The organism is Halopseudomonas sp. T1L2 (assembly GCF_055397385.1).
Map to the genome: position 1 here is coordinate 2,196,252 of NZ_AP040865.1, position 13,816 is coordinate 2,210,067.

Below are 13,816 nucleotides of genomic sequence, written 5' to 3' on the forward strand. Positions count from 1 at the left end.
GCAAGCGACAAGCGGCCCCTGCAGCTATTCGGTAATTCGGTTAATCAAGCCTGTCAGCATGCGTGACAGCTCGCGGGTCTCACTGATCCAGTGTGTGGCCAGTGTCAATTCCAGAAACTCTATCTCCTGCCCCACCATCAACTGGGTTCGCACCTCAGCGCATGAGCCCTTGGCGACGCTGAGAAAATGCCGCTTCTCGGCGTTGCCTCCACGTTCCATCCCCTCGGCAATATTACTGGGAATAGACAGCGCGGCCCGTGTCAGCTGGTTCCGAAACCCGTAATCGGGGCAGTTTGCCAGCGCTCTGTACATGGCAACAGACAACGCCTTTCCACGCTGCCACACTTCAAGCCGTTCGAAATCCATCAGCAACCTCCATGTTGCCTGCTCAAGCAGCCCTCCAACGCGACTCAGCTCAGCTTGTCGCTTGCTGCTTGAAGCTTGCGACTTTAGAAATAGCCCTGCCGCTTCTTCTCTTCCATCGAGCCGGCGGAGTCATGGTCGATGACGCGGCCCTGGCGCTCGGAGGTTTTGGTCAGCAGCATTTCCTGGATGATTTCCGGCAGCGTGGCGGCGCTGGATTCGACGGCGCCGGTCAGCGGGTAGCAGCCCAGGGTACGGAAGCGGACCATTTTCATTTCCGGGGTCTTGCCATCCAGCGGCATGCGGTCGTCGTCGACCATGATCAGCGAGCCGTTGTATTCAACGACCGGACGCTCGGCGGCGAAGTACAGCGGCACAATCGGAATGCTTTCCAGATAGATGTATTGCCAGATGTCCAGCTCGGTCCAGTTGGACAGCGGGAACACGCGAATGCTTTCGCCCTTGTGCACCTTGCCGTTGTAGATGTTCCACAGCTCGGGGCGCTGGTTCTTCGGGTCCCAGCGGTGGTGCTTGTCACGGAAGGAGTACACGCGCTCCTTGGCACGGGACTTCTCTTCGTCACGGCGCGCGCCACCAAAGGCCGCGTCGAAGCCGTACTTGTCCAGCGCCTGCTTCAGACCCTGGGTTTTCATCACGTCGGTGTGCACTGCACTGCCGTGGGTGAAGGGGTTAACGCCTTGGGCAACACCTTCCGGGTTCATGTGCACCAGCAGGTCGAGGTCCATTTCCTTGACCATCTTTTCGCGGAACTCGTACATCGCCTGGAATTTCCAGCCGGTATCCACGTGCAAAACCGGGAACGGCAGACGGCCAGGATAGAACGCCTTGCGCGCCAGATGCAGCATCACGGCGGAGTCTTTACCGATCGAATAGAGCATGACCGGGTTCTGGAACTCGGCAGCCACTTCACGAATGATGTGGATGCTTTCCGCTTCCAGTTGCTTCAGATGGGTCAGTTTTTCCAGCATGGTGTACTCACGTTGAATGGCTAGCGGCCGCACGGCCCGATTCGACTGGCAGGCATTGTAGCAAAGGGAGTTTCTTATAATAAGCAGCCGATCAAGAACCTTCGGCTATATGGATATGAAAAAAGCGGCTGGAAGCGGCAAGCGGCAAGCGGCAAGCGGCAAGCGTAATCAGGGTGAGTGCCGCGACTGGGTCGTCCGGCGCTTCCTGAAGTTCTTTTCACCCTCGCCCCTCGACAACCGAAACCCAGCGCTACGCGACCGTGAGGGTTTTGCTTGAAGCTTGCGGCTTGAAGCTTGTAGCTCAGCGCTACGCGCTTCGCGCTGCCTACACCGGATTATCAATATCGATAAACCGATGCTCCAGCCCGAACGTCGCGGCCAGGTGTTCGCCCAACGCCTTTGCGCCGTAACGCTCGGTCGCGTGATGGCCGGCGGCGTAGAAGTGGATGCCGTTTTCGCGGGCGGCGTGTACGGTTGGTTCGGAGACTTCGCCGGTGATAAAGGCATCGACGCCGAGGGCGATGGCCTTGTCGATATAGCCCTGCGCTGCGCCGGTGCACCAGGCAATGCGCTTGACCGGCCGATCATGGCCGGCCACAAACAGCGGCTCACGCTGCAGCCGGGCGGCCAGCAACGCGGCCAGCTCCTCGCCCGCGCACGGCGCGGCCAGCTCGCCGGTCAGCCCAACCGATCGGGGGTTGTTCGGCTCCAGACCGCCACTGATCTGCCAGCCCATCAGCCGCGCCAGCTGTACGTTATTGCCCAGCTCGGCGTGCACATCCAGCGGCAGATGGTAAGCCACCAGATTGATGTCGCTCTGCAGCAACGCCTTGAGCCTGCGCTGTTTGACACCGACAACGGCGGCTGACTCGCCACGCCAGAAATAGCCGTGATGCACCAGCAGCAGATCCGCCTGGGCCTCTACCGCGGCGTCAACCAGCGCCTGACTGGCAGTCACGCCGCTGACGATACGACGAATCTCGGTACGCCCCTCAACCTGCAGCCCGTTGGGGCAGTAATCCTGAAAGCTGCCGCTATCAAGCAGCTCGTTGCAGTAGCGAATCAGCGCGTCGCGATCAACCATGGAGCCTCCGGTGGCGTCAGCGGGAAAAGGCCACATTGTCCGGCGTCCGCCGAACGGTTACAAGGATGTCACCAATGCCCTGCAGAATCCGGTGCGAGCCCGTATAATGCCGCTCACACCGGTCGGCAACGGCCTGCACAGATGACGGGTAGGGGTTTGATGAACGCACTGTTACGCTCGATGGGGTGGCCGGTTGTCTGCGGTATCCTGCTGGCCCTGCTGATCATTCAGCAATTCCCGCAATGGATCGGCCTGCCCGCCCACGACATCGTCCTGCGTGAGGTTTCAGCGCAGCGCTCAAACATGGGGCTGGTGTCCTACAGCCGCGGCGTGGAGCGCGCCTCTCCTGCCGTCGCCAATATCTATACCAGCAAGGCAGTCGAGCCCGGTGCCGACGGCTCACTGCGCGACTATGCCGACAGCCTGCCCGCGCCGGCCCGCCGCCAGTCCAGTCTGGGCTCGGCGGTGATCCTCAACCCGGATGGCTACCTGCTGACCAACAATCACGTGATCGCCGGCGCCGACGAAATTCTGGTTGCACTCAAGGACGGTCGCGAAGCACTTGCCACCCTGATCGGCACCGATCCTGAGACCGATCTGGCGGTACTCAAGATCGACCTGCCAAACCTGCCCTCCATCACCATCGACTCCCGTGACGAGCAGCGTATCGGTGATGTGGTCATGGCCATCGGCAACCCCTTCGGCCTCGGCCAGACGGTCACCATGGGCATCATCAGTGCCACCGGCCGCAACCAGCTGGGCCTCAACACCTATGAAGACTTTATCCAGACCGATGCAGCCATCAACCAGGGCAATTCCGGTGGCGCACTGGTCGACGCCGAAGGCAACCTGATCGGTATCAATACAGCGATCTTCTCCCAATCGGGCGCAGCGCAGGGTATCGGTTTTGCCATTCCGGTGAGGCTGGCGGTTGAAGTGATGCAGGCGATCATCCAGCACGGTCATGTGATCCGCGGCTGGCTGGGGGTAGAAGTACAGCCGCTGACACCGGAGCTGGCCGAGTCGTTCGGACTGGAGGTCAGTCAGGGCATCGTGGTGGCCAGCCTGTACCGCAATGGCCCCGCGTGGAATGCCGGCTTGCTGCCGGGCGACGTGATTCTGAAGATCGATGGCGAGCCGGCAACCAGCGGCCGTCAGGCGATGAACCAGGTGGCCCGCGCCAAACCCGGCGACAGCATTCGACTCGACGTGCTGCGCAACGGCGAACCCGCGAGCTTCACGGCGGAAGTCGGGGTTCGCCCGTCGTTCAGGCCCTAAAGCAGGGTATCCAGCGCCGCCAGCAGTGCGGCGTTCTGCGCTTCAGTTCCAATCGTGATACGCAGGAACTGATCAATACGCGGCAGCTTGAAGTGACGCACGATCACCTTCTGCTCACGCAGCCCCTGGGCCAGCTCGGCAGCATCGCGGCTGCCGTGGCGGGCGAACACGAAGTTGGCCTGTGACGGCAGCACCTCGAACCCACGCTCGGTCAGCGCTGCACTCAGCGCATCGCGGCTGCGCATCACCGCCTTGCGGGTCTGATCAAACCAGGCCTGATCCTTGAATGCCGCAACCGCTCCGACAATCGCCAGACGATCCAGCGGGTAGGAGTTGAAACTGTTCTTGATCCGTTCCAGCGCCTCGATCAGATCAGCATGCCCCACGGCCAGCCCGACCCGCAGCCCGGCCAGAGAGCGCGACTTGGAAAGCGTCTGAGTTACCAGCAGGTTCGGATAGCGATCCACCAGGCTGATTGCGGTAGCGCCGCCGAAATCGACGTAGGCCTCATCCACCACCACGACCGAATCCGGGTTGGCGGCCAGAATGACCTCAATCTCAGCCAGCGGCAGACCGACCCCGGTAGGCGCATTGGGGTTGGGAAAAATGATGCCGCCATTGGCCTGACGGTAATCGGCCGGATCAATGGTGAAGTCCTCGCGCAGCGGTTGCGGCGCAGACTCGATCCCGTACAGGCCACAATAGACCGGATAGAAACTGTAGGTAATGTCCGGGAACAGCACCGGCTTGCCGTGCTGAAACAGGCCATGAAATACATGCGCCAGCACCTCATCCGAACCATTGCCGACAAACACCTGAGACGGCTGCACGCCATAGTAGCGGGCAATCTCGTCTTTCAGGGCATCAGCATTCGGCGCCGGATACAGACGCAGACTGTCATTCAGCTCAGCCTGAATGGCATCCACCACCAGTGGCGACGGGCCATAGGGGTTTTCATTGGTATTGAGCTTGACCAGGTTTTCGACCTTGGGCTGCTCACCCGGCACATACGGCACCAGGTCCTTGACGAAGGGGCTCCAGAAACGACTCACGGGCAATCCTCGATTGAGCTACAAGCGGCAAGCCGCAAGCTTCAAGCCAACCCCGGCGAGCCGAGCCTGCACAGCTCGGCTTGTCGCTTGCAGCTTGAAGCTTGCCGCTAGTTCTTAATGCGGTATTCCGCGCTGCGCGCGTGCGCTGTCAGGCTTTCGCCACGGGCCAGTACGGATGCAGTCTTACCCAGCTCGGATGCACCTTCAGGCGAGCAGAAGATGATCGACGAGCGCTTCTGGAAGTCGTAGACGCCCAGCGGTGAGGAGAACCGCGCGGTGCCGGAGGTCGGCAGCACGTGGTTGGGGCCGGCGCAGTAATCGCCCAGCGCCTCGGGGGTGAAGCGTCCCATGAAGATGGCACCGGCGTGACGGATCTGCGGCAGCAGCGCTTCCGGGTCTGCGACCGACAACTCAAGGTGCTCCGGGGCGATGCGATTGGCCAGCACGCAGGCCTGCTCCAGGTCATCGACCTTGATCAGTGCGCCACGGTTTTCCAGCGAAACACGCACGATGGCATCACGCTCCAGCTCGCCCAGCAGCCGATTCAGGCTGGCCTCAACGGCATCCAGGAAGTCAGCATCCGGCGACAGCAGAATCGACTGGGCATCCTCGTCGTGCTCGGCCTGCGAGAACAGATCCATGGCGATCCAGTCCGGATCGGTCTGGCCGTCGCAGACCACCAGAATCTCCGAGGGGCCGGCGATCATGTCGATACCGACCTGACCGAACACCGCACGCTTGGCGGTGGCGACATAGATATTGCCGGGGCCGACGATCTTGTCGACCTGGGGAACAGTCTCGGTGCCGTAGGCCAGCGCCGCGACAGCCTGCGCACCACCAATGGTGAACACGTGGTCGACACCGGCCAGACAGGCCGCCGCCAGCACCAGCTCGTTAATCTCGCCGCGCGGCGTGGGCACTACCATGACGACTTCCGGCACACCGGCAACCTTGGCCGGAATGGCATTCATCAGGACCGAGGACGGATAGGACGCCTTGCCACCGGGGACGTAAAGCCCTACCCGATCCAGCGGAGTGATCTTTTGGCCAAGCACGGTGCCATCAGCTTCGGTGTAGCGCCAGGAGTCCTGGCGCTGGTGCTCGTGGTAACTGCGCACACGCTCGGCGGCCACTTCCAGCGCGCTGCGCTGCGCCGGAGTAATGCGTTCAAGCGCCAGCTCCAGGCGGGCGCGATCAAGGGTCAGATCGGCCATATTGCCGGCCGAGAGGCCGTCAAAGCGTTCGGTGTACTCGACCAGCGCCGCATCACCGCTGGAGCGCACCGCTGCGATAATTTCCTCAACCCGGTCATTAACCGCCTTGTCGGAGACGCCTTCCCAGGCCAGCAGGGTATCCAGATGCTGGGCAAAATCGCTCTGGTTGGCGTTCAGACGGGCGATTTTCAGCGGCGTACTCATGGCGATACCTTTGGCGATTCAGGGAATGGTTACTCGAAAACGGATCAGGCGTTGCGGCGCTCTACCGCCTCGGCCAGTTGATCAATCAACATCTTGATGCGGGCATGCTTCATCTTCATCGAAGCCTTGTTGACGATCAAGCGCGAACTGATGGTGGCAATCAACTCCTGGGCCTCAAGACCGTTGGCCTTGAGCGTGTTGCCGGTGTCGACCACGTCGATGATCTTGTCCGCCAGCCCCACAAGCGGCGCCAGCTCCATAGAGCCATACAATTTGATCACATCAACCTGACGGCCCTGCTCGGCATAGTAACGGCGCGCGACATTGACAAACTTGGTAGCGACCTTGAGCCGACCGGTCGGCTCCGGCACGCCGACCGGGCCTGCGGTCATCAGCTTGCAGCGGGCGATTTTCAGATCGAGCGGCTCATACAGGCCCTGACTGCCGTACTCCATCAACACGTCCTTGCCCGCCACGCCGACATCGGCAGCACCGTGCTCAACGTAGGTCGGTACGTCGGTCGCGCGCACGATCAGCAGGCGCACGTTCGGATCGGTGGTCGGGAAGATCAGCTTGCGGCTTTTTTCCAGATCCTCGGTCAGTTCGATGCCCGCCGCTTTCAGCAGCGGCAGGGTGTCGTCGAGAATACGTCCCTTGGACAGGGCAATGGTCAGACTCTGGCTCATGAAAACTCTCTGTTAGGCCGGGACCCGGCGAATGATACCGCCCAGGGCCTGCAGCTTTTCTTCAATACATTCGTAACCACGATCAATGTGGTAGATACGGTCGACCAGGGTATCGCCGTCGGCAACCAGACCGGCAATAACCAGACTGGCCGATGCACGCAAGTCGGTCGCCATCACCGGCGCAGCCTTCAGACGCTCGACCCCGGTGACGATCGCGGTATTACCCTCAACCAGAATGCGCGCACCCATGCGATTCATTTCCTGAACGTGCATGAAGCGGTTCTCGAAAATCGTCTCGATGACGGTACCGGTGCCTTCGGCAACCGCATTCATGGCGACAAACTGCGCCTGCATGTCGGTCGGGAATGCCGGATAGGGCGCTGTCCGCAGATTGACTGCGCGCGGACGGTTACCCTTCATGTCCAGCTCGATCCAGTTCTTGCCGGTATCGATGTGGGCCCCCGCCTCTTCCAGCTTGAGCAGCACCGACTCGAGGATCGAAGCGTCGGTGTCTTTGAGCTTGACCCGGCCGCGGGTCGCAGCAGCGGCAACCAGGAAGGTACCGGTTTCAATGCGGTCAGGCATCACCGAATAACGCGCGCCGTGCAGACGCTCGACACCGTGGACGGTGATGGTGTCGGTGCCATGACCGGTGATCTGCGCACCCATGGCGATCAGACATTCGGCCAGATCGACCACTTCAGGCTCACGCGCGGCATTTTCGATAACGGTCTTGCCCTTGGCCAGGGTAGCCGCCATCAGAATGTTTTCGGTCCCGGTCACGGTCACGGTATCGAACAGGAAGTGCGCGCCACGCAGACCGCCCTCGGGGGCTGTAGCCTTGATATAACCATCTTCAACGATGATCGTCGCACCCATCGCTTCCAGCCCGCGAATGTGCAGGTCAACCGGACGCGAACCAATGGCGCAGCCACCCGGCAGCGCCACTTCAGCACGCCCGAAGTGCGCAACCATAGGGCCGAGCACCAGGATCGATGCACGCATGGTCTTGACCAGCTCGTAGGGTGCGACCAACGAGGTGATGCGAGTCGGATCGACTTCGACACCCAGGCGCTCATCGATAACCGGCAGCACACCCATACGACCGAACAGTTCGATCATGGTGGTGATGTCATGCAAGTGCGGCAGGTTGGAAATAACGACAGGTTCATCCGCCAGCAGCGTGGCAGCGAGGATCGGCAGGGCCGAGTTCTTGGCCCCGGAAATCCGGATTTCCCCATCCAGGCGATTGCCGCCGGTGATGATCAGTTTGTCCATACGTGGTACGTACTCCAGACCTCAGGCGCGCGACGCCCAGGCCTCCTGGGTGTAAAACTTCATGGTAACGGCGTGGATACGGCCGTCAGCGATATAGTCGTTGAGCAGCGCATAAATCTGCTGCTGACGCTTGACCGGTGACAATGCCGCGAGGGTGTCGCTGATCACGTTGAGCTGAAAGTTGCAGCCCTCGCCTTCAACCTCGACCCGGGCATCTTCCAGACGTGATTCGATCAACGCCTTTACTTCATCTGATTGCATTGCAAATTACTCCTTGCGGCGCCCTGCTGGAGCAGAACGCCTGAAAGCTAATTGTCTCGGGCTCGCTCAACATCGCTCAGCCAGGCATCCAGCCCGCATACCCGGGCGATACTCTGCAGCCCGTCCGGAACCGAGCGTAACCGCAACTCGCGCCCCTGCTGCCGGCAATGTTCTGCCGCGCGCAAAATCAAAGACAGGCCAACACTGTTGGCCTGCGTCACCCCGGACATATCCAGCACCAGCGGCCCCTGCCCCCCGGCTGCAGCCTGCTGCAGCCCGTCGCGCACAGATCCGGCAGAGTCAAAATCGATTACGCCAGCCAGGCGCACAACGCCCTCGGCATCGACCTGCAAGCTGCCATTGCTCACTGCTGCACCTCTTGGGAGGCCACTTCACGTGACTTGGCGACAACACTGCCCCAGTTGTCGATAACCGCATCCAGGTTGTTGTTGTGGGTCTTCATGGCCTGCGCAAACTGATCACGGAACAGCAGGCCGATGTTGATACCCTCGACGATGACGTTACGCACCTTCCACTGGCCATTGATGTCGGACATGGTGTAGGTGGCGGTATAGACCTGGCCATCATTGGCCTTGACCTGCATGTCGACACTGGCGCGGTCAGGGCGTGGCTCGCGGTTGTTGGCCGGCAGCACGGTGATCTCACCGCTCTGGAAGTCCAGCAGCGCATTGCCGTAGAACTGCACCATGCTGCGCTTGAATGTCTCGATAAAGCGCTGCATCTGGGCGTCGCTGGCACCGCGGCTGTAGCGCACGGTCATGACGCTGCGCGCAATGCCGTCAAAATCGACAACCGGCTCCAGCACGTCATTCAGACCAACGGTGAACGCTTCCACGTCGTTGCGATAGGTCTCACGGTTGGCGTCAAGCACCTCCATGACCTTGCGCGAGGTATCCTCGACAACCTGTTGTGGGGTCGCGGAAGCCAAGGCAAGCGCCGGCAACAGCAGCGTGAGGGCAACAAAGGCATTGATGATCGGGCGCATGTACATTCTCCTGTGGGGCTGACTGCAGTCAGTCTTCCTTGCTTACTGTATTGAGCAGGAACCGGCCGATCAGTTCCTCCAGCACCAGTGCAGACTGGGTGTCATAGATTTCGCTGCCGTCAACCAACAGGTCTTCCTCGCCACCCACCGAAATACCAACGTATTTCTCGCCCAGCAGGCCGGCAGTCAGAATCGATGCGGTGCTGTCGGCAGGCAGGGTATCAACGTCACTGTCGATGGCCATATCCACCCGCGCACTGTAACGATTCTTGTCGAATTCAATGGCAGTGACCTGACCAATGGTCACACCGGACATGGTTACCTTGGCGCGCGACGTAAGCCCCGCCACGTTGTCGAAATAGGCATGCACACTGTAGGTGCTGCCCGTGCTGCCCGGAGTCAGCCCGGCCACACGCAGCGCCAGCACGGTCAGCGCCAGCACGCCGGCCAGAATAAATACGCCGACAGTCAATTCCAGGTTACGGATACGCATTTGATGATTCCTTGGCTAATCAAAACATCAGGGCAGTGAGGATGAAGTCCAGCCCCAGCACGGCCAGCGACGCATACACTACGGTGCGCGTGGTTGCACGGCTGATGCCTTCGGATGTGGGCTCGCAGTCATATCCCTGGAAGACCGCGATCCAGGTGACGACGAAGGCAAACACCACGGCCTTGATCAGGCCGTTAAGTACATCGTCGACGAACTGCACCGAATTCTGCATGTTCGTCCAGTAGGAGCCGGAATAGACTCCCAGCCAGTCAACGGCCACCATGGCGCCGCCCCATATGCCGACCACGCAGAACACCATCGCCAGCAGCGGCATGGAGATAAAGCCCGCCCACAGACGCGGAGCAATGACGTACTTGAGCGGATCAACGCCGATCATTTCCATGCTCGACAACTGCTCGGTGGCTTTCATCAGACCGATCTCGGCGGTCAGAGCAGAACCTGCCCGCCCGGCAAACAGCAGCGCGGTTACCACCGGCCCCAGCTCGCGCAACAGCGTCAGGGCCACCATCTGGCCGACCGCCTGTTCGGAGCCGTAGCCGACCAGAATGTTGTAGCCCTGCAGCGCCAGTACCATGCCAATGAACAGGCCGGACACGACAATAATGGCGAGCGACAGCACACCAACCGAATGCAGCTGTTTGACCAGCAGCGCCCAGCCGTTGCCAAAGCTCGCCCGCCCGAACATCACATTGACGAGAAACAGCCCGGAGCGACCCAGGGCAGTAATGGTGTCCAGCCCTGCTCTGCCGAGCAGAACCAACCTGTCGACTGCACTCACGCGTCTTTCTCCGCTTGTATCAGATCCTGCAGATAATCCCTGGCCGGGAAGTGGAACGGCACCGGGCCATCAGGCTCTCCCTGCATGAATTGGCGAATACGGGGGTTGTCGGAGTTCATCAATTCATCCGGCGTACCCTGCCCGAGCACCTGGCCGTCACCTACCACATACAGGTAGTCGGCAATACTGGCGGTCTCGGCCAAATCGTGCGAGACCACAATACTGGACAGCCCGAGCGCGTCGTTGAGCAGACGAATCAGACGCACCAGTACACCCATGGAAATCGGGTCCTGGCCCACGAAAGGCTCGTCATACATCATCAGTTGCGGATCGAGGGCGATCGCACGCGCCAGCGCAACCCGGCGTTTCATGCCGCCGGACAACTCATCCGGCATCAGGTCGCGGGCACCACGCAAGCCAACCGCCTGCAACTTGAGCAGAACAATGTCACGAATCATGTCTTCCGGCAGTTCGGTATGCACCCGCAGCGGAAAGGCGACATTTTCGAACACGCTCAAGTCGGTAAACAGCGCACCGCTCTGGAACAGCATGCCCATGTCCTGACGCGCGGCAAACAACTGCTCGCGCCCCAGCTCGGGAATATTGCGGCCATTCACCCAGATCGACCCGCTTTCGGGTCGCAACTGGGCGCCGATCAGGCGCAGCAGCGTGGTTTTGCCGCACCCGGACGGACCCATGATGCCGGTGACCTTGCCGCGGGGAATACGGATATCCACACCATCAAAGATGACTCGCTGGCCGCGCCGGAAGGTCACGCCCTGAAGGTCTACGATGTAATCTGACACGTCGGTCATAGTGCTGTTCGGGCCTTTGCGGATCATGCCCAGACCTCGGGCAAACGAAGCCGCCTAATATACCAGTTCCCCGACGGCAGCCCAAGCCGGGAATGGGCAGCCTCCCCAGAACGGGTTAACGCCGAGACGAAGCTGGTCAAGGCGGGTGAGTTAGCTCCGACAAACCGCTATACTTGTGCGTTCAGCGATTACCGACGAATAGCACATGGCCGATTTTGACTATATTGCATCCGCCTCGCGCACCATCAGCATGGAACGCGACGCGGTAGATTCTCTGCTGCAGCGTCTGGCAGAACCCTTCACCATCGCCTGCGATACCCTGCTGCAATGCCGCGGCCGAGTGGTTGTCACCGGCATGGGCAAGTCCGGACATGTCGGCCGCAAGCTCGCTGCCACCCTTGCCAGCACCGGCACACCCGCCTTTTTTGTCCATCCGGGTGAGGCCAGCCATGGCGACATGGGCATGATCACCGCCGAGGATGTGGTTATCGCCCTGTCCAACTCAGGCAACACCGCCGAAGTGGTGACCCTGCTGCCGCTGATCAAGCGCCTGGGCGCACCCTTGATCAGCATGACCGGCAACCCCCAGTCGACGCTGGCACTGGCCGCGGTCGCCAACCTGGATACCGGCGTCGAACAGGAAGCCTGCCCGCTGAACCTGGCGCCAACCTCCAGCACCACCACCGCGCTGGTAATGGGTGACGCCCTGGCCATCGCGCTGCTCGAAGCCCGGGGCTTCAGTGCCGAAGACTTCGCCTTCTCACACCCCGGTGGCAGTCTGGGCCGCCGCCTGCTGTTGCTGGTTGACGACATCATGCACGCGGGTGGGAGCATGCCCCTGGTCAAGCCCAACGCGCCGCTGCGTGACGCGTTGCTGGAAATGACCCGCAAGGGCCTCGGCCTGACCGGCGTCATAGATGCCGATGGCAAGCTGGCCGGCATCTTCACCGATGGCGACCTGCGCCGCAGTCTGGATCACAACATCGATTTTCAGCGTGCCAGCATCAGCGACGTAATGACCCGTCACTGCAAGACTGCGCGCAGTGGTATGCTCGCGGCCGAAGCCCTGAAAATCATGGAAGACGCCCGCATCAATGGTCTGTTCGTGGTAAACACTGAAGGCCGGCCGGTGGGCGCCCTCAACATGCATGATCTGCTCCGTGCGGGCGTGGTCTGAGTTTGAATATGGAAAAGCTGATCGAACGCGCAAAAGCCATTCGCCTCGCCATCTTCGACGTTGATGGCGTCCTGACCGACGGCCGCCTGTATTTCATGCCCGACGGCACCGAGTTCAAGTCCTTCAATACGCTGGATGGCCACGGTATCAAGATGCTCATCGCCTCGGGCGTCGAAGTCGCCATCATCAGCGGCCGAAAATCGCCACTGGTCGAGCGCCGCGCCGCCAACCTGGGCATCAAGCACCTTATTCAGGGCCGCGAGGACAAACTGACCGCCCTGGCCGAACTGCGTGAGATCGTCCCGGTCGAAATGCACGAGATTGCCTTCCTTGGCGACGACCTGCCGGACCTGCCGGTCATCCGCCGCGCCGGCCTGGGGATGGCGGTCGCCACTGCCGACACCTTTGTGCGCGAACACGCCCATGGCGTTACCCGCGCCGCCGGTGGCGCGGGTGCAGCCCGCGAGTTCTGCGAACTGATCATGCGCGCCCAGGGTACCCTGGACCAGGCACAGGCAGCCTACCTGTGAACCTGACGCTACCACGCTATCTGGTCGTCGGCCTGCTGATCATTGCCGGGGCAGCGCTGGCGATGGCTGTCGGTTACTGGAACATCAATCCGTCCAGCTTCAACACCGGCAAGCCGCAGACTCAGACCGACCGTCCCGACTTCTATATCGACAACGCGCGCATCCTGATGCTCAATGAACAGGGCAAGGTTGCATACCGGCTGACGACCTCCCATGCCGTTCATCAGGTAGACGACGGCAGTACTCACCTGGAAGACCCTGAGCTGCTGTTCTACCGGGGAGAGGATCCGACGCCGTGGCTGCTGAAGTCGCGTCAGGGTGTCGTTACCCAGCGCGGTGACCGCGTTGACCTGACGACCGATGTCCTGCTGAAACAGAACACCGATGACGCGCGTCAGCTGACCACGTCAGCCCTGACCCTGTTTCCCGCCCGTGACTACGCGGAAACCGATCAACCGGTTAGAATCGAAGCCGCTCGCAGTGTGACCACTGCCGAGGGCATGCAACTATTTCTCAACGACGGTAGCCTGAAGCTGCTGTCCACCGTACGAGGCCAATATGAGGTGCGTTAAATCCCTCCTTGCCCT

The 13,816-nt window shown here is 61.0% G+C and carries 17 protein-coding genes; 4 read left to right on the forward strand and 13 right to left on the reverse strand.

Annotation, left to right across the window (positions count from 1 at the left end):
* Positions 1-24: 24 nt before the first annotated feature.
* The 3 genes from ACZ5WQ_RS10285 to ACZ5WQ_RS10295 form a co-directional block, all read right to left on the reverse strand.
* Entirely contained in the window at positions 25-366 is a 342-nt protein-coding gene (locus tag ACZ5WQ_RS10285) for a four helix bundle protein (protein ID WP_464382277.1), read from the reverse strand.
* 83 nt (positions 367-449) lie between these two features.
* Positions 450-1,352 (reverse strand): sulfate adenylyltransferase subunit CysD, encoded by a 903-nt coding sequence (cysD, locus tag ACZ5WQ_RS10290; RefSeq protein ID WP_088273256.1) that lies wholly within the window; start codon positions 1,350-1,352, stop codon positions 450-452.
* Positions 1,353-1,677: 325 nt separating this feature from the next.
* On the reverse strand, positions 1,678-2,436 hold the full coding sequence (locus ACZ5WQ_RS10295; protein WP_464382278.1) for a Nif3-like dinuclear metal center hexameric protein: 759 nt from the start codon (positions 2,434-2,436) through the stop codon (positions 1,678-1,680).
* Between the two features lie 159 nt (positions 2,437-2,595).
* Here ACZ5WQ_RS10295 and ACZ5WQ_RS10300 point away from each other — a divergent pair, with 159 nt between their 5' ends.
* Complete coding sequence (locus ACZ5WQ_RS10300) at positions 2,596-3,714, forward strand: S1C family serine protease (RefSeq protein WP_228247566.1); 1,119 nt, start codon at positions 2,596-2,598, stop codon at positions 3,712-3,714.
* On the opposite strand, the gene hisC is transcribed toward ACZ5WQ_RS10300, so the two are convergent.
* The 10 genes from hisC to ACZ5WQ_RS10350 all read right to left on the reverse strand — a co-directional run bounded on the left by hisC (position 3,711) and on the right by ACZ5WQ_RS10350 (position 11,522).
* A complete protein-coding gene (hisC, locus tag ACZ5WQ_RS10305; RefSeq protein WP_285677558.1) occupies positions 3,711-4,766 on the reverse strand; it encodes a histidinol-phosphate transaminase in 1,056 nt (351 codons plus the stop codon). The two genes, ACZ5WQ_RS10300 and hisC, sit on opposite strands and share 4 nt — an antisense overlap.
* A 107-nt stretch (positions 4,767-4,873) precedes the next feature.
* Positions 4,874-6,184 carry a histidinol dehydrogenase gene (hisD, locus tag ACZ5WQ_RS10310; RefSeq protein WP_228247568.1) on the reverse strand — a complete coding sequence of 437 codons (1,311 nt, stop codon included), beginning with the start codon at positions 6,182-6,184 and terminating at the stop codon, positions 4,874-4,876.
* Between the two features lie 44 nt (positions 6,185-6,228).
* Complete coding sequence (hisG, locus tag ACZ5WQ_RS10315) at positions 6,229-6,870, reverse strand: ATP phosphoribosyltransferase (protein ID WP_088273251.1); 642 nt, start codon at positions 6,868-6,870, stop codon at positions 6,229-6,231.
* A gap of 12 nt (positions 6,871-6,882) precedes the next feature.
* Positions 6,883-8,148 (reverse strand): UDP-N-acetylglucosamine 1-carboxyvinyltransferase, encoded by a 1,266-nt coding sequence (gene murA, locus ACZ5WQ_RS10320; RefSeq protein ID WP_228247569.1) that lies wholly within the window; start codon positions 8,146-8,148, stop codon positions 6,883-6,885.
* Positions 8,149-8,169: 21 nt separating this feature from the next.
* Complete coding sequence (locus ACZ5WQ_RS10325; RefSeq protein ID WP_228247570.1) at positions 8,170-8,409, reverse strand: BolA family protein; 240 nt, start codon at positions 8,407-8,409, stop codon at positions 8,170-8,172.
* A 47-nt stretch (positions 8,410-8,456) separates the two neighbouring features.
* Positions 8,457-8,777, reverse strand: a complete 321-nt coding sequence (locus tag ACZ5WQ_RS10330; RefSeq protein ID WP_464382279.1) for an STAS domain-containing protein — start codon at positions 8,775-8,777, stop codon at positions 8,457-8,459.
* Entirely contained in the window at positions 8,774-9,415 is a 642-nt protein-coding gene (locus tag ACZ5WQ_RS10335) for an MlaC/ttg2D family ABC transporter substrate-binding protein (RefSeq protein ID WP_228247572.1), read from the reverse strand. Before ACZ5WQ_RS10335 ends, ACZ5WQ_RS10330 begins: the two co-directional genes overlap by 4 nt.
* A 28-nt stretch (positions 9,416-9,443) precedes the next feature.
* Complete coding sequence (gene mlaD, locus ACZ5WQ_RS10340; RefSeq protein WP_088273246.1) at positions 9,444-9,908, reverse strand: outer membrane lipid asymmetry maintenance protein MlaD; 465 nt, start codon at positions 9,906-9,908, stop codon at positions 9,444-9,446.
* A 19-nt stretch (positions 9,909-9,927) separates the two neighbouring features.
* Positions 9,928-10,707, reverse strand: coding sequence for a lipid asymmetry maintenance ABC transporter permease subunit MlaE (mlaE, locus tag ACZ5WQ_RS10345; RefSeq protein ID WP_088273245.1), 780 nt, complete (start codon positions 10,705-10,707; stop codon positions 9,928-9,930).
* Positions 10,704-11,522 carry an ATP-binding cassette domain-containing protein gene (locus ACZ5WQ_RS10350; RefSeq protein ID WP_088273893.1) on the reverse strand — a complete coding sequence of 273 codons (819 nt, stop codon included), beginning with the start codon at positions 11,520-11,522 and terminating at the stop codon, positions 10,704-10,706. The genes mlaE and ACZ5WQ_RS10350 overlap by 4 nt, the downstream gene beginning before the upstream one ends.
* Before the next feature lie 205 nt (positions 11,523-11,727).
* On the opposite strand from ACZ5WQ_RS10350, the gene ACZ5WQ_RS10355 reads away from it, so the two are divergent.
* The 3 genes from ACZ5WQ_RS10355 to lptC are packed head-to-tail and all read left to right on the forward strand — an operon-like array spanning position 11,728 to position 13,801.
* On the forward strand, positions 11,728-12,699 hold the full coding sequence (locus ACZ5WQ_RS10355) for a KpsF/GutQ family sugar-phosphate isomerase (RefSeq protein ID WP_464382280.1): 972 nt from the start codon (positions 11,728-11,730) through the stop codon (positions 12,697-12,699).
* Between the two features lie 8 nt (positions 12,700-12,707).
* On the forward strand, positions 12,708-13,229 hold the full coding sequence (locus ACZ5WQ_RS10360) for a KdsC family phosphatase (RefSeq protein ID WP_228247574.1): 522 nt from the start codon (positions 12,708-12,710) through the stop codon (positions 13,227-13,229).
* A complete protein-coding gene (gene lptC / locus ACZ5WQ_RS10365; protein WP_088273242.1) occupies positions 13,226-13,801 on the forward strand; it encodes an LPS export ABC transporter periplasmic protein LptC in 576 nt (191 codons plus the stop codon). The genes ACZ5WQ_RS10360 and lptC overlap by 4 nt, the downstream gene beginning before the upstream one ends.
* Positions 13,802-13,816: the final 15 nt, after the last annotated feature.

What these genes read in the sequence shown, in the direction of transcription:
- ACZ5WQ_RS10350 (WP_088273893.1), bottom strand. Translation starts at nt 11,522, where the DNA reads ATGACCGACGTGTCAGATTACATCGTAGACCTTCAGGGCGTGACCTTC.
- ACZ5WQ_RS10355 (WP_464382280.1), top strand. Translation starts at nt 11,728, where the DNA reads ATGGCCGATTTTGACTATATTGCATCCGCCTCGCGCACCATCAGCATG.
- hisG (WP_088273251.1), bottom strand. Translation starts at nt 6,870, where the DNA reads ATGAGCCAGAGTCTGACCATTGCCCTGTCCAAGGGACGTATTCTCGAC.
- ACZ5WQ_RS10295 (WP_464382278.1), bottom strand. Translation starts at nt 2,436, where the DNA reads ATGGTTGATCGCGACGCGCTGATTCGCTACTGCAACGAGCTGCTTGAT.
- hisD (WP_228247568.1), bottom strand. Translation starts at nt 6,184, where the DNA reads ATGAGTACGCCGCTGAAAATCGCCCGTCTGAACGCCAACCAGAGCGAT.
- murA (WP_228247569.1), bottom strand. Translation starts at nt 8,148, where the DNA reads ATGGACAAACTGATCATCACCGGCGGCAATCGCCTGGATGGGGAAATC.
- ACZ5WQ_RS10325 (WP_228247570.1), bottom strand. Translation starts at nt 8,409, where the DNA reads ATGCAATCAGATGAAGTAAAGGCGTTGATCGAATCACGTCTGGAAGAT.
- cysD (WP_088273256.1), bottom strand. Translation starts at nt 1,352, where the DNA reads ATGCTGGAAAAACTGACCCATCTGAAGCAACTGGAAGCGGAAAGCATC.
- ACZ5WQ_RS10300 (WP_228247566.1), top strand. Translation starts at nt 2,596, where the DNA reads ATGAACGCACTGTTACGCTCGATGGGGTGGCCGGTTGTCTGCGGTATC.
- ACZ5WQ_RS10360 (WP_228247574.1), top strand. Translation starts at nt 12,708, where the DNA reads ATGGAAAAGCTGATCGAACGCGCAAAAGCCATTCGCCTCGCCATCTTC.
- mlaD (WP_088273246.1), bottom strand. Translation starts at nt 9,908, where the DNA reads ATGCGTATCCGTAACCTGGAATTGACTGTCGGCGTATTTATTCTGGCC.
- ACZ5WQ_RS10335 (WP_228247572.1), bottom strand. Translation starts at nt 9,415, where the DNA reads ATGCGCCCGATCATCAATGCCTTTGTTGCCCTCACGCTGCTGTTGCCG.
- ACZ5WQ_RS10285 (WP_464382277.1), bottom strand. Translation starts at nt 366, where the DNA reads ATGGATTTCGAACGGCTTGAAGTGTGGCAGCGTGGAAAGGCGTTGTCT.